General features: G+C 69.5%; 16 protein-coding genes. 12 read left to right on the top strand and 4 right to left on the bottom strand.

The annotated features are described in order from the left end of the window. Positions 1-57 precede the first annotated feature (57 nt). From ruvX to ABD116_RS06605, 7 genes are all read left to right on the top strand, one after another. Positions 58-516 (top strand): Holliday junction resolvase RuvX, encoded by a 459-nt coding sequence (gene ruvX / locus ABD116_RS06635; protein WP_344846309.1) that lies wholly within the window; start codon positions 58-60, stop codon positions 514-516. Continuing rightward, the gene (gene mltG, locus ABD116_RS06630) at positions 513-1,715 is read left to right on the top strand and encodes an endolytic transglycosylase MltG (protein ID WP_343965925.1); all 1,203 of its coding nucleotides are present in this window, start codon (positions 513-515) and stop codon (positions 1,713-1,715) included. The genes ruvX and mltG overlap by 4 nt, the downstream gene beginning before the upstream one ends. 4 nt (positions 1,716-1,719) lie before the next feature. After that, positions 1,720-2,544 (top strand): shikimate dehydrogenase, encoded by an 825-nt coding sequence (locus tag ABD116_RS06625; protein ID WP_343965923.1) that lies wholly within the window; start codon positions 1,720-1,722, stop codon positions 2,542-2,544. Next, positions 2,531-4,000 carry an FAD-binding oxidoreductase gene (locus ABD116_RS06620; protein ID WP_343965920.1) on the top strand — a complete coding sequence of 490 codons (1,470 nt, stop codon included), beginning with the start codon at positions 2,531-2,533 and terminating at the stop codon, positions 3,998-4,000. The genes ABD116_RS06625 and ABD116_RS06620 overlap by 14 nt, the downstream gene beginning before the upstream one ends. Positions 4,001-4,031: 31 nt before the next feature. Continuing rightward, positions 4,032-5,066 carry a DUF2330 domain-containing protein gene (locus ABD116_RS06615; RefSeq protein ID WP_343965918.1) on the top strand — a complete coding sequence of 345 codons (1,035 nt, stop codon included), beginning with the start codon at positions 4,032-4,034 and terminating at the stop codon, positions 5,064-5,066. A 92-nt stretch (positions 5,067-5,158) separates the two neighbouring features. Beyond that, the gene (locus ABD116_RS06610; RefSeq protein ID WP_343965916.1) at positions 5,159-5,644 is read left to right on the top strand and encodes a hypothetical protein; all 486 of its coding nucleotides are present in this window, start codon (positions 5,159-5,161) and stop codon (positions 5,642-5,644) included. Positions 5,645-5,730: 86 nt separating this feature from the next. After that, complete coding sequence (locus ABD116_RS06605; RefSeq protein ID WP_343965915.1) at positions 5,731-6,450, top strand: prepilin peptidase; 720 nt, start codon at positions 5,731-5,733, stop codon at positions 6,448-6,450. A gap of 114 nt (positions 6,451-6,564) precedes the next feature. Here ABD116_RS06605 and ABD116_RS06600 read toward each other — a convergent pair whose 3' ends face one another. Then, positions 6,565-7,680 (bottom strand): ADP-ribosylglycohydrolase family protein, encoded by a 1,116-nt coding sequence (locus ABD116_RS06600; RefSeq protein WP_343965914.1) that lies wholly within the window; start codon positions 7,678-7,680, stop codon positions 6,565-6,567. A gap of 147 nt (positions 7,681-7,827) precedes the next feature. Here ABD116_RS06600 and ABD116_RS06595 point away from each other — a divergent pair, with 147 nt between their 5' ends. From ABD116_RS06595 to aroB, 5 genes are all read left to right on the top strand, one after another. Continuing rightward, positions 7,828-8,034, top strand: a complete 207-nt coding sequence (locus tag ABD116_RS06595; protein WP_343965913.1) for a hypothetical protein — start codon at positions 7,828-7,830, stop codon at positions 8,032-8,034. Between the two features lie 42 nt (positions 8,035-8,076). Then, positions 8,077-8,511 carry a VOC family protein gene (locus ABD116_RS06590; protein ID WP_343965911.1) on the top strand — a complete coding sequence of 145 codons (435 nt, stop codon included), beginning with the start codon at positions 8,077-8,079 and terminating at the stop codon, positions 8,509-8,511. Positions 8,512-8,584: 73 nt separating this feature from the next. Further along, the gene (gene aroC / locus ABD116_RS06585) at positions 8,585-9,790 is read left to right on the top strand and encodes a chorismate synthase (protein ID WP_343965909.1); all 1,206 of its coding nucleotides are present in this window, start codon (positions 8,585-8,587) and stop codon (positions 9,788-9,790) included. Continuing rightward, a complete protein-coding gene (locus ABD116_RS06580; RefSeq protein ID WP_343965907.1) occupies positions 9,787-10,338 on the top strand; it encodes a shikimate kinase in 552 nt (183 codons plus the stop codon). Before aroC ends, ABD116_RS06580 begins: the two co-directional genes overlap by 4 nt. Next, positions 10,335-11,474: a 3-dehydroquinate synthase gene (gene aroB, locus ABD116_RS06575; RefSeq protein ID WP_343965904.1), complete on the top strand. Its 1,140-nt coding sequence runs from the start codon at positions 10,335-10,337 to the stop codon at positions 11,472-11,474. The genes ABD116_RS06580 and aroB overlap by 4 nt, the downstream gene beginning before the upstream one ends. On the opposite strand, the gene ABD116_RS06570 is transcribed toward aroB, so the two are convergent. Genes ABD116_RS06570 through ABD116_RS06560 form a run of 3 tightly spaced genes read right to left on the bottom strand, consistent with a single transcriptional unit; the run spans position 11,467 to position 15,255 of the window. Further along, positions 11,467-12,501, bottom strand: a complete 1,035-nt coding sequence (locus tag ABD116_RS06570) for a hypothetical protein (RefSeq protein ID WP_343965901.1) — start codon at positions 12,499-12,501, stop codon at positions 11,467-11,469. The two genes, aroB and ABD116_RS06570, sit on opposite strands and share 8 nt — an antisense overlap. Next, positions 12,498-13,130: an RNA polymerase sigma factor gene (locus ABD116_RS06565; protein WP_343965898.1), complete on the bottom strand. Its 633-nt coding sequence runs from the start codon at positions 13,128-13,130 to the stop codon at positions 12,498-12,500. The genes ABD116_RS06570 and ABD116_RS06565 overlap by 4 nt, the downstream gene beginning before the upstream one ends. A gap of 19 nt (positions 13,131-13,149) precedes the next feature. After that, on the bottom strand, positions 13,150-15,255 hold the full coding sequence (locus ABD116_RS06560; protein ID WP_343965895.1) for a HelD family protein: 2,106 nt from the start codon (positions 15,253-15,255) through the stop codon (positions 13,150-13,152). Positions 15,256-15,292 lie beyond the last annotated feature (37 nt).

Below are 15,292 nucleotides of genomic sequence, written 5' to 3'. Positions count from 1 at the left end.
CGCTGCACCGCAGCGCGGCGGTCGGTTGTGCTGGTGGACCTTGGGCGGGGCACACTAGTGCGCCGCGGGGTTCGGGTTGCGCTGGATGTCGGGGATGCGAGGATCGGCGTCGCCAGTTCGGATCCGCACGGGATTCTTGCTACTCCGGTGGAGACGGTTCGGGCTGGGGCTGGGGCGCTCGAGCGGATTGTCGGGCTGGTGGTCGAACTGGAGGCGTTCGAGGTGGTCGTGGGATTGCCCCGGTCGTTGTCCGGGGGTGAGGGGCCGGCCGCGGTGAAGGTCCGGGACACCTCGGCGCAGCTTGCCGAGAAGCTCCAGCAGGCGAGTGTCGAGGCGGAGGTACGGCTGGTGGACGAGCGGTTCACCACCGTGACGGCCGAACGGATGCTGCGGGAACGGGGTAAGAAGGGTTCCAAGCGGCGGGCCGTGGTCGACCAGGCCGCGGCGGTCGTGATTCTGCAACACGCGCTCGACTTCGAGCGCGAGACCGGCAACCCACCCGGGAGGCCCCTGTGAACGGGACATCGGTGAACGAAGACCGCGACGACCAGACCGACGACTTCCGGGACAACCTCGGCATGCGCCCGGAGTCCCGGGTCGAGCGCCGGGCCAACCGGCGCAAGACCCGCGCCCGTCGCGGCTTCGGCTGCTTCGCCGGCCTGCTCTCGCTGCTCGTCGTCGGCGCGCTGGTGGCCGGCCTCGCGGTCGGTTTCGGCAAGGGCCGCGACGCGCTGGAGAAGGTCTTCGCCGCCCCCGACTACGAGGGCACCGGCAGCAGCGAGACCGTCACCGTCGAGATCGCCGCCGGTCAGAGCTCCCAGTCGATCGCCGACACCCTGGAGAAGAAGGGCGTGGTGAAGAGCGCCAAGGCCTTCGAGCGGGTCGCCCGCGACGACCCGCGCTCCAAGAAGATCCAGGCGAACCTGTACACGTTGCACAAGCAGATGTCGTCCAAGGCCGCGCTGGAGCTGCTGCTCGACACCGCGAAGTCGGTGCTCGTCACCCGGTTCACCATCCCGCCGGCCCGGACCAAGGCCGAGATCGTCGCCCTGCTGCAGAAGAGCAAGGCGGCCAAGCTCCCGCCGGGCGCCGCGCAGGTCGCGATGAGCAAGCCGGCCCAGCTCAAGCTCCCGTCCTGGGCGAAGAACAACCCCGAGGGCTTCCTGCTCCCCGGCACCTACGACATCCCCAAGGATGCGAACGCCTACACCGTCCTCCGGCTGTCCACGGCCGGCTTCACCAAGGCCGTCGCCGACCTGCAGTTCATCCAGAAGGCGCAACGCAAGAACGTCGACCCGTACCAGGCGGTGATCGTCGCCAGCATCATCGGCGCCGAGACCAACCGCAAGGAGGACTACGCCAAGGTCGCGCGGGTCATCTACAACCGGCTCCGGGTCGGGCAGAAGCTGCAGATGGACTCGACGATCCACTACATCGTCGGCCGTACCGGTGGCGTCTACACCTCCAAGGAACAACGCGAGACCGAGTCGCCGTACAACACGTACCTGCACGACGGACTGCCGCCGACGCCGATCAACTCGCCGGACAAGGACATGCTGCGAGCAGCCGTCAACCCGGCGACCGGCACCTGGAAGTACTTCACGCTGGTCAACCTGGACACCGGCGAGACCCGCTTCGCGACCACCGGGGAAGAGCACCAGAAGAACGTCGACCTGTTGACGGCGTGGTGCAAGGCCCACACCGGTCGGTGCTGACCCGATGACCCGTTGCGCCGTACTCGGTCAACCGATCGCGCACTCGCTGTCGCCGGCCATGCACAGGGCGGCGTACGCCGAACTCGGACTCGACTGGCGGTACGAGTCCTACGAGGTCGGCGAGGACGAGTTGCGCACCTTCCTCAGCACGCTCGGCGACGACGTGCGCGGACTGTCGCTGACGATGCCGCTGAAGCGCGTCGCGCTCGAGCTCGTCGACCGGGTCGACCCGGTCGCGGAGTTGATCGGCGCGGCGAACACGATGCTCTTCGAGCCGGACGGGTCACGGTCGGCCCACAACACCGACGTACCCGGGTTGGTGTCGGCGTTTGCGGAGCGGGGGATCACCGGCGCCGACACGGCCGTAGTACTGGGTGGGGGAGCGACTGCTGCTTCGACGCTGGCTGCCCTGCGGGGGTTGAAGGTCAGCGAGGTGACGCTGGTCGTGCGCGATCTCGCGAAGGTCGAGCGGCTGAGGGATCTCGCGGCCGAGCTGGGGCTGAAGGTCTCGGCGACGGACTTCAACCAGGTCGAGCAGATCGGTGGCTTCGACCTGTGCATCTCGACCCTGCCCGGCGGTGTCGTGGATCCGTGGGCCGACCACTTCGCGCAGGTCGCTCCGGTGGTCTTCGACGTGGCCTACCACCCGTGGCCGACCCAGCTCGCGATCGCGGCGCACCGGATCGGTACAGAGCTGTTGAACGGCCTTGACCTGCTTGTGCATCAGGCGACCCTCCAGGTGGAGATGATGACCGGTATGTCGCCCGCGCCCCTGGCGGCAATGAGAGCCGCCGCGCGTGAGGAGCTGAACGATCGTGAGCCCAGTTGACCGCCGTACCGTACTGAAGGCAGGCGGGGCGCTTGCCGCAGTAGCGCTGACCAGCTGTTCCGAGGTCAAGCCGGCCAGTGCCGGTCCGGCCGGGGCGAACCTGACGGCCGCAGGGCCGGACTGGACCGCGTTCCAGAAGAGCGTCAAGGGCACCGTGTACCGGCCGGGCCAACCCGGCTACGCGACCGTCCGCCAGCTCTTCAACCCGCGCTGGGACACCGTCGCGCCGGCTGCCGTGATCCGCACGGCCAACGCGACCGACGTCCGCACGGCGATCCAGTTCGCCCGCAAGAACAAGCTGGTCTCGGTGCCGAAGAGCGGCGGGCATTCGTACGTCGGCGCCTCGACGGTCAACAACGGCCTGGTGGTGGACGTCAGCGCGATGCGCTCGATGAGCTACTCGGGCAACGTGCTCACCGTCGGCGCGGGCGCGAAGCTCTACGACGTCCACGCGTTCCTGGACAAGTACGGCAAGTCCCTGCCGACCGGGACCTGCCCGACCGTCGGTATCGCCGGGCTCACCCTCGGTGGCGGGATGGGCGTGCACACGCGGGCCTTCGGCCTGACCTGCGACCGGATCCAGTCGATGGGCGTGATCACCGCCGACGGCGTCGCGCGCAACGTGAGCGCGACGGTCGATCCTGATCTGTTCTGGGCGTTGCGGGGTGGCGGCGGTGGCAACCTCGGCATCGTGACGTCGTTCAAGCTGATCACGATCCCGGCGGCGAAGCTCGGCTTCTTCCGGCTGACCTGGCCGGAGTCGAAGGCGGCGGCCGTCATCAAGGGCTGGCAGAAGTTCGCCCAGGTGGCGCCGATCACCGCCTGGGGCAACGTGCACATCGATGCCAAGAGCAACGGAACGCTGCAGATCCACGTGCTCGGCTGCTCGACCACCGGCAACGGCGCCGCGGCGGCCGCTCAGCTGGAGTCGTACGTCGGCTCCAAGGCGACCACCCGGACCTTCGCGGTCCGGACGCACATGGAGGCGGTCAAGTACCTGGGCGGCGGCACGACCAGCGCGCGCCAGGGCTGGCTGGCCGGTTCCGACGTCCTGAAGCCGATGTCCGCCAACACCATCGCCGCCTTGCTGGGCGCGATGAAGACAGCCGCCCGGGCGAAGCTCCCAGCCGCCGCGATCCTCGACCCACTGGGCGGCCAGTCGGCGAAGATCCCGTCCGGCGGATCCTCGTGGGGTCACCGATCCGCGGTCGGCGTCGTCCAGTGGTACTCCGGACTGCCGGCCCACCCGACAGCCGCCCAGATCAAGGCCGCCCAGACCTTCATCACCAACGGCCACCGTGCGGTGAAGCCTTCATCGGCCGGCGGCTACGTGAACTACGTCGAGGCCGGCCGCTCGGTCAGCACGTACTACGGCGCCAACTACACCCGGCTCCAAGCGGTCAAGAAGAAGTACGACCCGACGAACTTCTTCAAGAACGCCTACACGATCGCCTGACCCGGCCCCACCCGCCACTAGCCTTCGGGCCATGAAGCTCTGGCGGTTGGTGGCGGGCGTACTCGGGCTGGCTCTGCTGGGAGTCGGTGTCGCGCCCGCTTGGGCGTGCGCTTGCGGCGGGTACCTGCCGGACGCGGAGTCGCGCGCCCGGGTGTTCGGCGAGAACGCCCTGGTCCGCTACGACGGCGGCCAGGAGGAGATCGTGTTGTCGATGTCCGTCCAGGGGCAGTCGAAGAAGGCCGCCTGGATCATGCCGGTGCCCGCGGCCGCGAAGGTGGAGCTCGGCGACGACGGCCTCTTCTACCGCCTGCAGTCGATCACCCGGCCGAAGGTCGTCACCCGCAAGACGTACTGGCCGTTCCGCGACCTGGGGATCATGGGCAGCCGCGGCGACACCGCCGGTGCGCCGCGGGCGGGCGGGGGAGTGGATGTGCGGCAGCAGATGCGGCTCGGCCCGTTCCAGGTCGCGCGGCTCAGCGGATCCAGCGGTACCGCGGTGACCGACTGGCTGCACACGAACGGGTACGCCGCTCCCGAGAGCCTGGCCGCCAACCTCACGCCGTACCTGACCGAGAAGTGGGAGATCGTCGCGGTCAAGCTCGCCCCGAAGGACGACGGCACCCCGATGACCGGCTCGACTCCGCCGCTGCGGCTGACCTTCGCCTCGCCGCGGATCGTCTACCCGATGCGGCTCAGCAAAGGCGCGACAACGGCTCAGACGGTGACCGTGTACGTCGCGGCGCCGTACCGGGTGGACGCCTCGACCCTGCCTGACCCGGACGTGAAGCCCGAGCTCCTGTACGCCGGACGGCTGGCGGGCGAGGACGCTCCACAGCTCGCCTCGTCGGCGTTCCTGACGGCGTACTCGGTGACTTATCGCGAGCCGGAGCGGATCAGCGCCGACTTCGGGTTCACCCAGGCGGCGAGCGACGACGCGTTCGAGCGGGTGACGTACGTGACCGAGAACGACGGGTTGTGGAGCACTGTCGCGGTGCTGTTCGGCGGCGTACTGCTGATCGGCGGGGCCGCCGCGCTCGTCGGGCGCAGGCTGGTGAAGCGCCGGTGAGACTCCGGTGAGATGCCCCCGGGCGAAGGTTGCTGCGAAAGATCCCGTGTTGGGGCATCGGAGCAGGAACATTCTCTTGGGGGAAGACCAGAATGAAGATCCGGGTAACGCTCGCCGTGCTGGTTCTCGGCGGACTGACGCTGCTGACCGGCTGTGGCGACAAGGACACCTCGAAGGCGGCCGCACCGCCGCCGGCGACCAGCCAGCCGCAGACCACCGAGCCGCAGTCGGAGGACACGCCCACCGCGGCGGAGTCGGAGGAGAGCAAGCCGGCCGCGTCCGGCGACGCCAAGGAGTTCTGCAAGAAGCTCGCGTCGAAGGCGGAGGACATGGGCACCGGCAAGCAGGCGTCCGAGCTGAGCGACGACCAGCTGCAGAAGGTCAAGGAGACCATCGAGGACCTCGCCGAGGACGCGCCGGCCGATCTCAAGCCGTCCCTGGAGGCGATGCTGCCGCTGTACGACAAGGCCAAGGCCGGGACGCTGCCGGTCGAGGACCAGAAGAAGGCGGCCGCGGCGAGCCTCAAGTACGTCGAGTGGCTCAGCACGAACTGCGACCCGGCGGACTTCGGCCACTGAGCCGCTTGTTCGACTGAGCGCGTTGTCCACAGGCACGGCGCGGTCCGGGAGCAGGGGCGGTCACCGATCGTCTAGGCTCCTGCATCGTGCCGGCTGACAACGCTTTGCTCGCCGCAGGGGCCGGTTTCGTCCTCTGCGGCGCCGCTGCGTTCACGCTCGGCCCACTGGTGATGCGCCGGCTCCCGGAGCCGATCCTCGAAGACGGCGACACCAAGATCCGGTACGCCGAACTGGCCGGCGAAGGCGTTGCCACGAAGGCGGCGTACTGGTGTGGCGCGACCGCAGCCGTCGCCGGCGGGCTGCTCGGCTGGATGCTCGGCACGTCCGCAGGACTGGCCGCCTGGCTGATGCTGGCCGTGGTGGGTTCTGTTCTCGGATACATCGACGCCCGGACGAAGTACCTCCCATCAGCGATCACCTGGCCGTCGTACGGGCTCGTCGGGCTGGCGCTGGCGATCGGCGCCCTGGCGACAGGGGATTGGGGATCACTGCTGCGAGCCGTGATCGCCGGGGCGGTCGCCTATGGTCTGTTCGAGCTGCTCTTCACGGTGGTGCGCCGAGGCGTCGGCTACGGTGACGTCCGGCTGTCGGGCCTACTGGGCATGGCCTTGGGCTGGCTCGGCTGGGGTGAGGTGATCGTCGGCCTCTACGCCGGCTTCTTCGTCGGCGCGGTGAACGGCGTCGTCCTGATGGTCGCGAAGGGCTACTCCCGCAAAGACATGCTCCCGTTCGGCCCCTTCATGCTCCTCGGCGCCCTCATCGGCGTACTGGCCGGCCAGCCGTTGGTCCGGCTCTACCTAGGTTGATCGGCGGTCCCTTCAAGGCGACCTCCCGGCCGCGTAAGGTGTTCTGCCACCGGCCGGGACGCCGGGCCTGATCCTCGGGGGACGGGCCGGACGTCCCGGCCGATCCCTTGCCGGTCACCAGCCGGGGTAGCGGGTGGTCCAGGTGGTGTGCGGGCCGTAGTCGCCGTGGAGGTGGGTGGCCCGGGTGAACTCGAGGATGAAGTCGTCGGCTAGTTGGAGGATGGTGCCGCGGCCTTCGAGGGGGTAGACGAGTTCGGGTGGGAGAGCGGTCTCTCCGTGCAGGGTGCCGAGGATGTTGCCGCAGATGGCGCCGGTGGAGTCGCTGTCGCCGGAGTGCGTGACCGCGAGCGCGAGGGCGTCGAGGAACTGGTCGGGTTCGGGGTAGGCAAGGGCGCAGTACACCGCGATGGAGAGCGCTTCCTCGGCGATCCAGCCGCCGCCGAGCCGCTCCACGGTCGCTGGGCCGGGCTTGAGGGATTGCGCGGCCAGTTCACGGGCGGCGGCGAGCGCAGTACTGGTTTCATCATGGCCCGGGCGGGAGGCGAGCAGTGCCTGCGCTGAGTCGAGGGCTGCGTTCAGATCGGCACCCTGGTTGAGTTGGTGGATGATCGCGGCGAGCGCGCCCGAGGCGAGCTTTCCTGTCACGTGGCCGTGGGTGTAGCCGGCGAGCTCGGCCGCGGCGTCGAAGATCCACTCGGCGTCGAACCCGGGCAGCAGGCCGACGGGTGCCACCCGCATCACTCCGCCGCAGCCTTTGGAGTCGTTGACGGCCTGCTCGCCGAAGCGCTGGATGCTGTCATCACCCTTGCGTGCCTCGGTCAGCGCGGACAGGCAGGTGTTGCCGGGAGCCCGGCGTGCGTACAGCCACCGCTGGCTCTGCAACCAACCGTCGCGGTCGCCACTCGGGATGAGCAGCAACTGGGTGTCCAGCCACCTGTCGTAGGCGTGCTGCACGACCCCGAGCGTGAACCCGATCCCACGATCGGTCCGTACGCCGGCCCGGATCAGCCCCTCGACCGTGAACAACGTCATCTGGGTGTCGTCGGTCACCGTACCGGCCGGCCAGTGCGGGCCCTTGGCAACGAAGGTCCGGACGCCGTCGGGGTGCTCGGCGACGATCGACCGCGCGTCGCTGAACTCCACCGGGCCGCCGAGCGCGTCGCCGATCGCGCCACCGAGCAGGCAACCCCTGACCCGGGCGCGATAGGCCTCTTCATCGGTCCTGGTCATCGGTGCCTCCCGGTCATCGGGTGATCGCAAGAGAGTGGGCATGGTGGCGCTAGCACTACCTCTAGACGGGTCCCAAGGCCAGTTCGTTCCGCCTCGCCGGCTCATAGCTTGGTACTTACCGAAGCACGGACCAACGAGGAGGACGCCATGACCAGCAAACTGCGCCGCACCGTCGCCCGAACGGCCGCCGCAGGCCTGGCCACCGTTGTACTGGGTGGCGCCGCGGCCGTGGGTGCCGCCGCCGCTGCGCCGCAGAGCCACAACCCCTGCGACACCAACCCGGTGGCCAAGGCTCTCGACGTCGCCCTCTCGGTCCGCAGCGCCCTCGACCCGGAGCGCGCCACCGCCTGTTAATTCGCTCCATCCTTGGCACTTTCCGCCTTTAAGGTGGGCCGCATGGCATCGGTCAAGAAGTTCCAGGTCACCTTCGACTGCGCGGATCCGGAGCGGGTCGCCCGCTTCTGGTGCGAGGTGCTGGGGTATGTCGTCCCGCCACCGCCGGAGGGGTTCGCCGACTGGGACGCGTTCAACAGCTCGCTGCCGGCCGAGCTCCAGGGTTCGGCGTTCGCCTGCGTCGACCCGGCCGGGGAGGGCCCGCGGCTGTTCTTCCAGCGGGTCCCTGAGGGCAAGGTGGTCAAGAACCGGGTGCACCTCGACGTACGGGCCGGTACCGGGCTGGTGGGGGACGAGCGGCTGGCCACCCTGCGGGCCGAGGCCGAGCGCCTGGTCGCGCTCGGTGCGACGGTGTTCCAGGAACAGGTCGCCGACGGCTTCAACGAGTCGTGCATCACGATGCTGGATATCGAGGGCAACGAGTTCTGCCTCGACTGACGGGCGCTGGTAAGTGACTAGGTAGCGCGAGACCGCTCCCGGCCGGTGGGTGGCTTCGTGGGAGGATTGCGGCATGTTGCGCTGGCTCACCGCCGGCGAGTCGCACGGACAAGCGCTCGTCGCCGTACTCGAAGGTCTTCCCGCAGGCGTCCAGGTCACCACGGATGACGTGGCCGACGCCCTGGCCCGTCGTCGTCTCGGTTACGGCCGTGGCGCCCGGATGAAGTTCGAGCGGGACGAGGTGACCTTTCTCGGCGGGTTCCGGCACGGACTGTCACTCGGCAGCCCGGTCGCGATCCAGGTCGGCAACACCGAGTGGCCGAAGTGGGAGCAGGTGATGTCGGCCGACCCGGTCGACCCGGACGTACTGGCCGATCTGGCCCGCAACGCGCCGCTGACCCGTCCTCGGCCCGGCCATGCGGATCTGGCCGGCATGCAGAAGTACGGGTTCGACGAGGCCCGGCCGGTGCTCGAGCGGGCTAGTGCGCGCGAGACTGCCGCCCGGGTGGCGCTCGGTGAGGTCGCCGCAAGGTTCCTCAAGCAGGCGTACGGCGTGACGATCGTCAGCCATGTCGTCGAGCTGGGCACCGTCAAGGCGCCGTACGGCGTGATCCCGTCCTACGACGATGTCGCGCGCCTCGACGCGGATCCGGTCCGTTGCCTGGACCCGGACGCGAGCAAGCAGATGGTCGCCGAGATCGACCAGGCGCAGAAGGCCGGTGACACCCTGGGCGGTGTCGTCGAGGTGATCGTCGACGGGCTTCCGCCGGGTCTCGGCAGCTACGTGCACTGGGACCGGCGGCTGGACTCCAAGCTGGCCGGCGCGCTGATGGGCATCCAGGCGATCAAGGGGGTCGAGCTCGGCGACGGCTTCGAGCTGGCCCGGACGCCGGGGTCGAAGGCGCACGACGAGATCGTCGCGGAGGGTGGCGCGGTACGGCGTACCAGCGGTCGCTCGGGTGGTACCGAGGGCGGCATGAGCACGGGGGAGACCCTGCGGGTGCGCGCGGCGATGAAGCCGATCGCGACCGTGCCGCGGGCGCTGCGCACGATCGACACGGTCACCGGTGAGGCGGCCGCGGCCCATCACCAGCGCTCCGACGTCTGCGCCGTACCGGCCGCGGGAATCGTCGCCGAGGCGATGGTCGCCCTCGTCCTGGCCGACGTCTCGGTCGAGAAGTTCGGCGGCGACTCGGTCACCGAGACCTCCCGCAACCACCAGACCTACCTGGCAGGCCTCCCCACCACCATCACCCCACGCGAGTGGAGCGCCGAGTGAGCGACACCGCGCCCGCTGCCGACGCAGCCCCTGGCGGCAGCAGCTCACGGGGACCAGTTGTCGTGTTGGTTGGCCCGCCTGGCTCCGGCAAGTCGACGGTTGCCGAGCTGATTGCTGCGAAGCTCGGCAAGGCTCACCGCGATACCGATGCGGATGTGGAGAACACGGCGGGGAAGCCGATCTCGGACATTTTCGTCGACTCCGGTGAGCCCGCGTTCCGGGCGATGGAGCGGGCGGCGATCGTGGCGGCGCTGACTGCTGACGATGTGGTGCTTTCGTTGGGTGGCGGTGCGATCCTCGACGCCGATACGCGAGCTGATCTGGCCGGGCACAACGTCGTCTTCCTCGACGTATCTGTCGGCGAGGCGGCCAAGCGGGTCGGGCTGGGTGTCGCCCGGCCGTTGCTGCTGGGCAATGTCCGCACCCAGCTGAAGAACCTGATGGACGCCCGCCGGCCGCTGTACGCCGAGGTCGCCAAGCACACGGTGAGCACCGACGGCCGGGCGCCCGAGGAGATCGCCGCCGAGATCCTGGAGCACCTCGGATGACCGACCCCACCAGCCCGACCCCAGCGGTCGGCGCGGAACCGGGCGGTGCGAACCGGATCCGGGTTGCCGCGGCTTCGCCGTACGACGTTGTCATCGGCAACAATCTGCTCGGGGAACTGCCCGGTCTGCTGGGCGATGACGTCCGGCGAGTAGCCGTCATCCATCCGCGTGCGCTGCGGACCAGCGGTGACGCGATCCGCGATGACCTCGTCGCCGGCGGATACACGGCGCATGCGATCGAGATCCCCGACGCCGAGGAAGCCAAGTCGGCGGAGGTGCTCGCGTACTGCTGGTCGGTGCTCGGGCAGGCGGGCTTCACCCGGTCCGACGCGATTGTGTCGATCGGTGGCGGGACGACGACCGACCTGGCCGGCTTCGTCGCGGCGACCTGGTTGCGTGGCGTCAAGGTGGTGCACATCCCGACGACGCTGCTCGGCATGGTCGACGCGGCCGTCGGCGGCAAGACCGGGATCAACACGGCCGAGGGCAAGAACCTGGTCGGCGCGTTCTGGGAGCCGGCCGGTGTGCTGTGCGACCTGGCCGCGCTGGAAACGCTGCCCCGCAACGATTACGTGAGCGGCCTGGCCGAGGTGGTGAAGTGCGGCTTCATCGCCGATCCGGTCATCCTCGAGTTGGTGGAGGCGGATCCGGAGGGGGCGTCGTCACCGGCGTACAAGCACACCGAGGAGTTGATCGCCCGCGCGATCCAGGTGAAGGCCGACACCGTCGGCGCGGATCTGCGCGAGAAGACGACGTCGGTCGGCGGGCAGATCGGGCGCGAGGCGCTCAACTACGGGCACACGCTCGGGCACGCGATCGAGCGGGTCGAGCGGTACAAGTGGCGGCACGGTGCCGCGATCAGCATCGGGATGGTGTTCGTCGCCGAGCTCGCCCGGGCGGCGGGCAAGCTCGACGACGCGACGGCTGATCGGCATCGGGCCGTACTGGAGTCGCTCGGGCTGCCGGTGAAGTACCGCGCCGACGCCTGGCCGCACCTGCAGGACGCGATGAAGCTGGACAAGAAGACCCGGGCCGACCGCCTCCGCTTCGTCATCCTCGACGCCCTCGCCAAGCCCACCATCCTCGAAGCCCCCGACCCCAGCCTGCTCATCGCCGCCTACGCCGAGATCAGCTGACGTAGTAGTCGCTGTACTTGTAGGTCTTGTTGAAGCCGAATCCACCGCTCGTCACCACGGTCGTCGGGCCGGTGGAGCCAGGGATCTCGACCAGCCGGTTCGACTTGTCGAGGAACTGCACCTCGACCGTGTACTTCGCGGATCTGCTGACCGGCGCGTCGATCCAGGCCTGGGTGAAGCTGAGGCCGTCGACCGACTTGCTGCTGAACCACGGCGATTTCGGGGTGCCGTCGACGAGGATGCGCTGACGGACCCGATCGACTGTCGACGGGGTCCGGATCCACATCCGGCTCGCCCACTTCTTGTCCGGCTCGGCCTGCAACTGGATCAGCTCCTGCGGCCGGAAGCTGTCGTCGTAGCGGGGCTGGATGAAGCTCTCGCCCTTGGGCAGGTTCGCGAGCTCCTCCTCGCTCAGGGCAGGCCCACTCGTGGAGAAGAAGTTCTCCCACCAGATGCCCTGGCTGGCCAGGTCCTCCGCGGTGGTCTTGACCGGATACCCGCTGCAGGCGATCAACCGCCCGTCGCCCGGCGGGACTCCGTCGCCGCCGGGGTCGTGACCCTCGACGGCCACCGTCCAGTCCTGACGTTTTCCCCAGGCGGTGCGGATCTTGGTGGCGTGCAGAACGCGGTAGGGCTGCGGCCAGGGCCGGCAGATCCCGAGCAGCTTCGCGATCTCGGCCTGCGACAGCGGCCCGAGGTCGAGGTCGACCTCGGATTCGGCCGGTCTGCTGGCCGGGGTGAGGGCCGGGTCGCCGGACTTCATGGTCTGCGGGACGACCAGGATGGCGCCGACGATCGCGGCCACCGCTGCGCCCGCCAGGACGGGAACGGCCCAGCCGGGCCACCGCCGCTTCGGCGCCGGCCAGTCGCCTCCGGAGCGCGTCGGCTTCGTGGTCGGCCCGACCCGGAGCCGGTCTGCTTGCCGGCGGAGTCGGCCGGGCTCCGGTGCGTTCGTCGGACCGGCGAGGACTCGGTCGAGGATGTCCTGCTTGTTCGGCAGGGTTCGCTCGGCGGGTGGCTTGGTCATTGCGTTCCCTCCGTGGTGTCGAGATCGATCAGGCCGGCCAGCCGGCGGCGGGCTCGTGCCAGCCGGGATTTCACGGTGCCTTCGGGTACGCCGAGGACCTGCGCCGCCTCGGCCATCGAGCAGCCGGACCACGCGACCAGCTCGACGATCTCGCGCTGATCGGCCGGTACCTTCGCCAGCGCGCGGCGCAGAGCGCTCATCGCCCGCTCGTCGTCGACCTTCGCCACGGCCAGCGCGGAGTGGTCGGGGGTTTCGGTCGAGCCGCCGAGGGTGCCGAGCCGCTGGCGCAGGGCGGTCAGCCGCCGGCTTGATCTGGCCGCGTTGGCGCATTCGTACCGGGCGACGGTCAGCAGCAACGGGCGTGCGGTGCCGAAGGTCAGCTCGTCGAGCCGGCCCTCGCCGGCCCGCCGCCAGACCGCGGTGAAGGTCGCCTGGACGATGTCCTCCGCGAGCGACCAGGAACTCGTCCGGCGGAACGCGAAGTTGTAGACGGCGTCGCTGTGCCGATGGAAGAGCTCGGTCAGGGCGAGCTCGTCAGCCGACCGCAGCCGTTCCCACAGCTCCAGATCCGAACTGACCGCCTGCCCCGTACCCTCTCCCATCAGCACCCCCACGATCGGTGTACTCATACCCGGAAGAGTCCGGAAATCAGGCTTTGGTTCCATCTAGCTCCGGCGGGAGGGCACGGGAGTGCAGGACGTCCAGCCGGGACACTGCCCGGGTGAGCACAACATAGAGCCGGTTCAGGCCACGGGGCTCGGCCTCGACGATCGCGGCGGGCTCGATCACGATCACGTGGTCGTACTCCAGGCCCTTGGCCAGCACGGCCGGGACCAGCGCTACCCGGCCGTCGCCGTCGGCCTCGATCGTGTCGATGCCGTCGTCGTGCAGCGTCGTTCTGAGGTGGTCGATCGCCTCGTCGGCGGCGATCACGCCGATCGAGCCCTCCTCTGTCAAAGCAGCCCGTACTGCCTCAGTGCACGTCTTGGCGAGGTCGCTCGTCCGTTGGATGCTCAGGCGGCCGTCGGAGCGGAACGATCTCGTCGGCGGGACGTCGATGCCGAGGTTGCCGAGGAGGCGGTTGGCCACCTCGACGACGGCCGCGGGCACGCGGTAGCCGGTGGTGAGGGCGATGACCTGGCTGTCGGGCTTGCCGAGGTGGGCGAGTTGCGCGGGCCAGTCGCGGGTGGCCCAGGGTGTGGTCCCTTGGGCGAGGTCGCCGAGGACGGTGATCGAGCCGTGTTCGCTGCGGCGGGCGATCGCGCGGCACTGCATGGGGGAGAGGTCCTGGGCTTCGTCGATGATCACGTGCCCGTAGGTCGGGCCGCGCTCGAGGAGAGCGCTCGCTTCGTCCAGCAGCACAGCGTCGGCGGCGGTCCACAGAGCGCTCTTCGGTTTGCGGGCGCGCTTCCAGCTGATCGCCGCCTGCTCGTCTTCGGTGAGGATGCCGTCGGCTGCGGTGGCGAGGGCGGTGGGGTCGCTGAGTAGTCCGGCGAGCAGTTCGTCGGCTTTGACGGCGGGCCAGACAGCGTCGACGGCCGGGGTCACCGCGCGGCCCATCTTGCGCAGCCAGTTGCCGTTGCAGTTCTGACCGCGAGCCTCGGCCTGGCGCTGGAGTGCGGCGACGAGGCGGGAGATCACCCGCTCCCGGCCGAGCAGGTACGCCGTTGCCTCCTGCCGCGCGTCGTCGACCATCTGCTCGAACTCGTGCTGGTTCACCCGCCACCGGTACGACGAGTCCGGCACGACCACCGCGTCCTCGGGCGTTTGGATCCGGCTGTAGAGCGCTCTGCGAAGGACCTCGGCCATCCGCTTGTCGTGCTTGGTCTCGGCAGCCCCGGGGCCGTCCGTACTGCGAATCGGGTGCTGCTCGCCGGTCAGCAGCTCCTCGATCGTCGTCTGCTCGACGTCGACCTCGCCAAGAGTCGGAAGAACCGCCGAGATGTAGTGCAGGAACGCCCGGTTGGGCCCGAGCACCAGCACCCCGTTGCGCTGCAACCGAGCCCGATGCACATAGAGCAGGTACGCCGCCCGGTGCAGCCCGACCGCCGTCTTCCCGGTCCCCGGAGCCCCTTGCACACACAGCGATTCATCCAGCTCGGCCCGAACGAGCAGATCCTGCTCGGGCTGAATGGTCGCCACGATGTCCCGCATCGGCCCCACCCGAGGCCGCTCGATCTCAGCCCGCAGAATCCCCGACACCACCCGGCCGGCGTCCGCCCCGTCCGCTGCCGTCGCGTCGCTTCCGGCGTCGGCTCCGTGCTCCGACTCTTGCCCGCCCGCGCCCGGAGGGTGCGGACGGCGGGTGAGGTGCTCGTCTTCGTAGCCGGTGAGGGTTTCGGTGGACCAGCCGAAGCGGCGGCGGGTGGTGATGCCGCGGGGGTCGGTGGGGCTCGCGCGGTAGAAGGAGGTCGAGACGGGGGCTCGCCAGTCGATCACCAGGGGCGGGCGGCCGATCGCGTCCGAGATGTGCCGGCGGCCGAGGTAGTAGGTCTGGTTGCGGTGCTCGCCGGCAGTGTCGTCGTCGCCGTAGCCGATCAGGCCGAAGAACGGCGGTCCCGTGCCTTCGTCGCCGAGCTCCTGCGCCAGGCTCCGCAGGTAGTAGCCGAGCCGCTCGGCCGTGTACCGATCACCCCAGGTCAGCTCGCCGACGACCACGTTCTCCCGCGCCCCGGCGATCATCGCCTGGAGCGCGAGGCGGCAGCGCTCGGCATACTCGCGTTCCCCGTCCAGTCCCCGCATTCGCCCGCCCATGCTCAAAAGGTTAACTCGGTTAATGTTTTGACCAGGT

This window comes from Kribbella koreensis (genome assembly GCF_039525325.1).
Classification (GTDB): Bacteria; Actinomycetota; Actinomycetes; order Propionibacteriales; family Kribbellaceae; genus Kribbella; species Kribbella koreensis.
The sequence above is the reverse complement of the archived record's forward strand: the minus strand, read 5'-3'. Positions and strand labels throughout refer to the sequence as shown.

What these genes read in the sequence shown, in the direction of transcription:
- ABD116_RS06610 (WP_343965916.1), top strand. Translation starts at nt 5,159, where the DNA reads ATGAAGATCCGGGTAACGCTCGCCGTGCTGGTTCTCGGCGGACTGACG.
- ABD116_RS06565 (WP_343965898.1), bottom strand. Translation starts at nt 13,130, where the DNA reads ATGAGTACACCGATCGTGGGGGTGCTGATGGGAGAGGGTACGGGGCAG.
- ABD116_RS06625 (WP_343965923.1), top strand. Translation starts at nt 1,720, where the DNA reads ATGACCCGTTGCGCCGTACTCGGTCAACCGATCGCGCACTCGCTGTCG.
- ABD116_RS06570 (WP_343965901.1), bottom strand. Translation starts at nt 12,501, where the DNA reads ATGACCAAGCCACCCGCCGAGCGAACCCTGCCGAACAAGCAGGACATC.
- ABD116_RS06600 (WP_343965914.1), bottom strand. Translation starts at nt 7,680, where the DNA reads ATGACCAGGACCGATGAAGAGGCCTATCGCGCCCGGGTCAGGGGTTGC.
- ABD116_RS06615 (WP_343965918.1), top strand. Translation starts at nt 4,032, where the DNA reads ATGAAGCTCTGGCGGTTGGTGGCGGGCGTACTCGGGCTGGCTCTGCTG.
- ABD116_RS06590 (WP_343965911.1), top strand. Translation starts at nt 8,077, where the DNA reads ATGGCATCGGTCAAGAAGTTCCAGGTCACCTTCGACTGCGCGGATCCG.
- aroC (WP_343965909.1), top strand. Translation starts at nt 8,585, where the DNA reads ATGTTGCGCTGGCTCACCGCCGGCGAGTCGCACGGACAAGCGCTCGTC.
- ABD116_RS06595 (WP_343965913.1), top strand. Translation starts at nt 7,828, where the DNA reads ATGACCAGCAAACTGCGCCGCACCGTCGCCCGAACGGCCGCCGCAGGC.
- ABD116_RS06560 (WP_343965895.1), bottom strand. Translation starts at nt 15,255, where the DNA reads ATGGGCGGGCGAATGCGGGGACTGGACGGGGAACGCGAGTATGCCGAG.
- aroB (WP_343965904.1), top strand. Translation starts at nt 10,335, where the DNA reads ATGACCGACCCCACCAGCCCGACCCCAGCGGTCGGCGCGGAACCGGGC.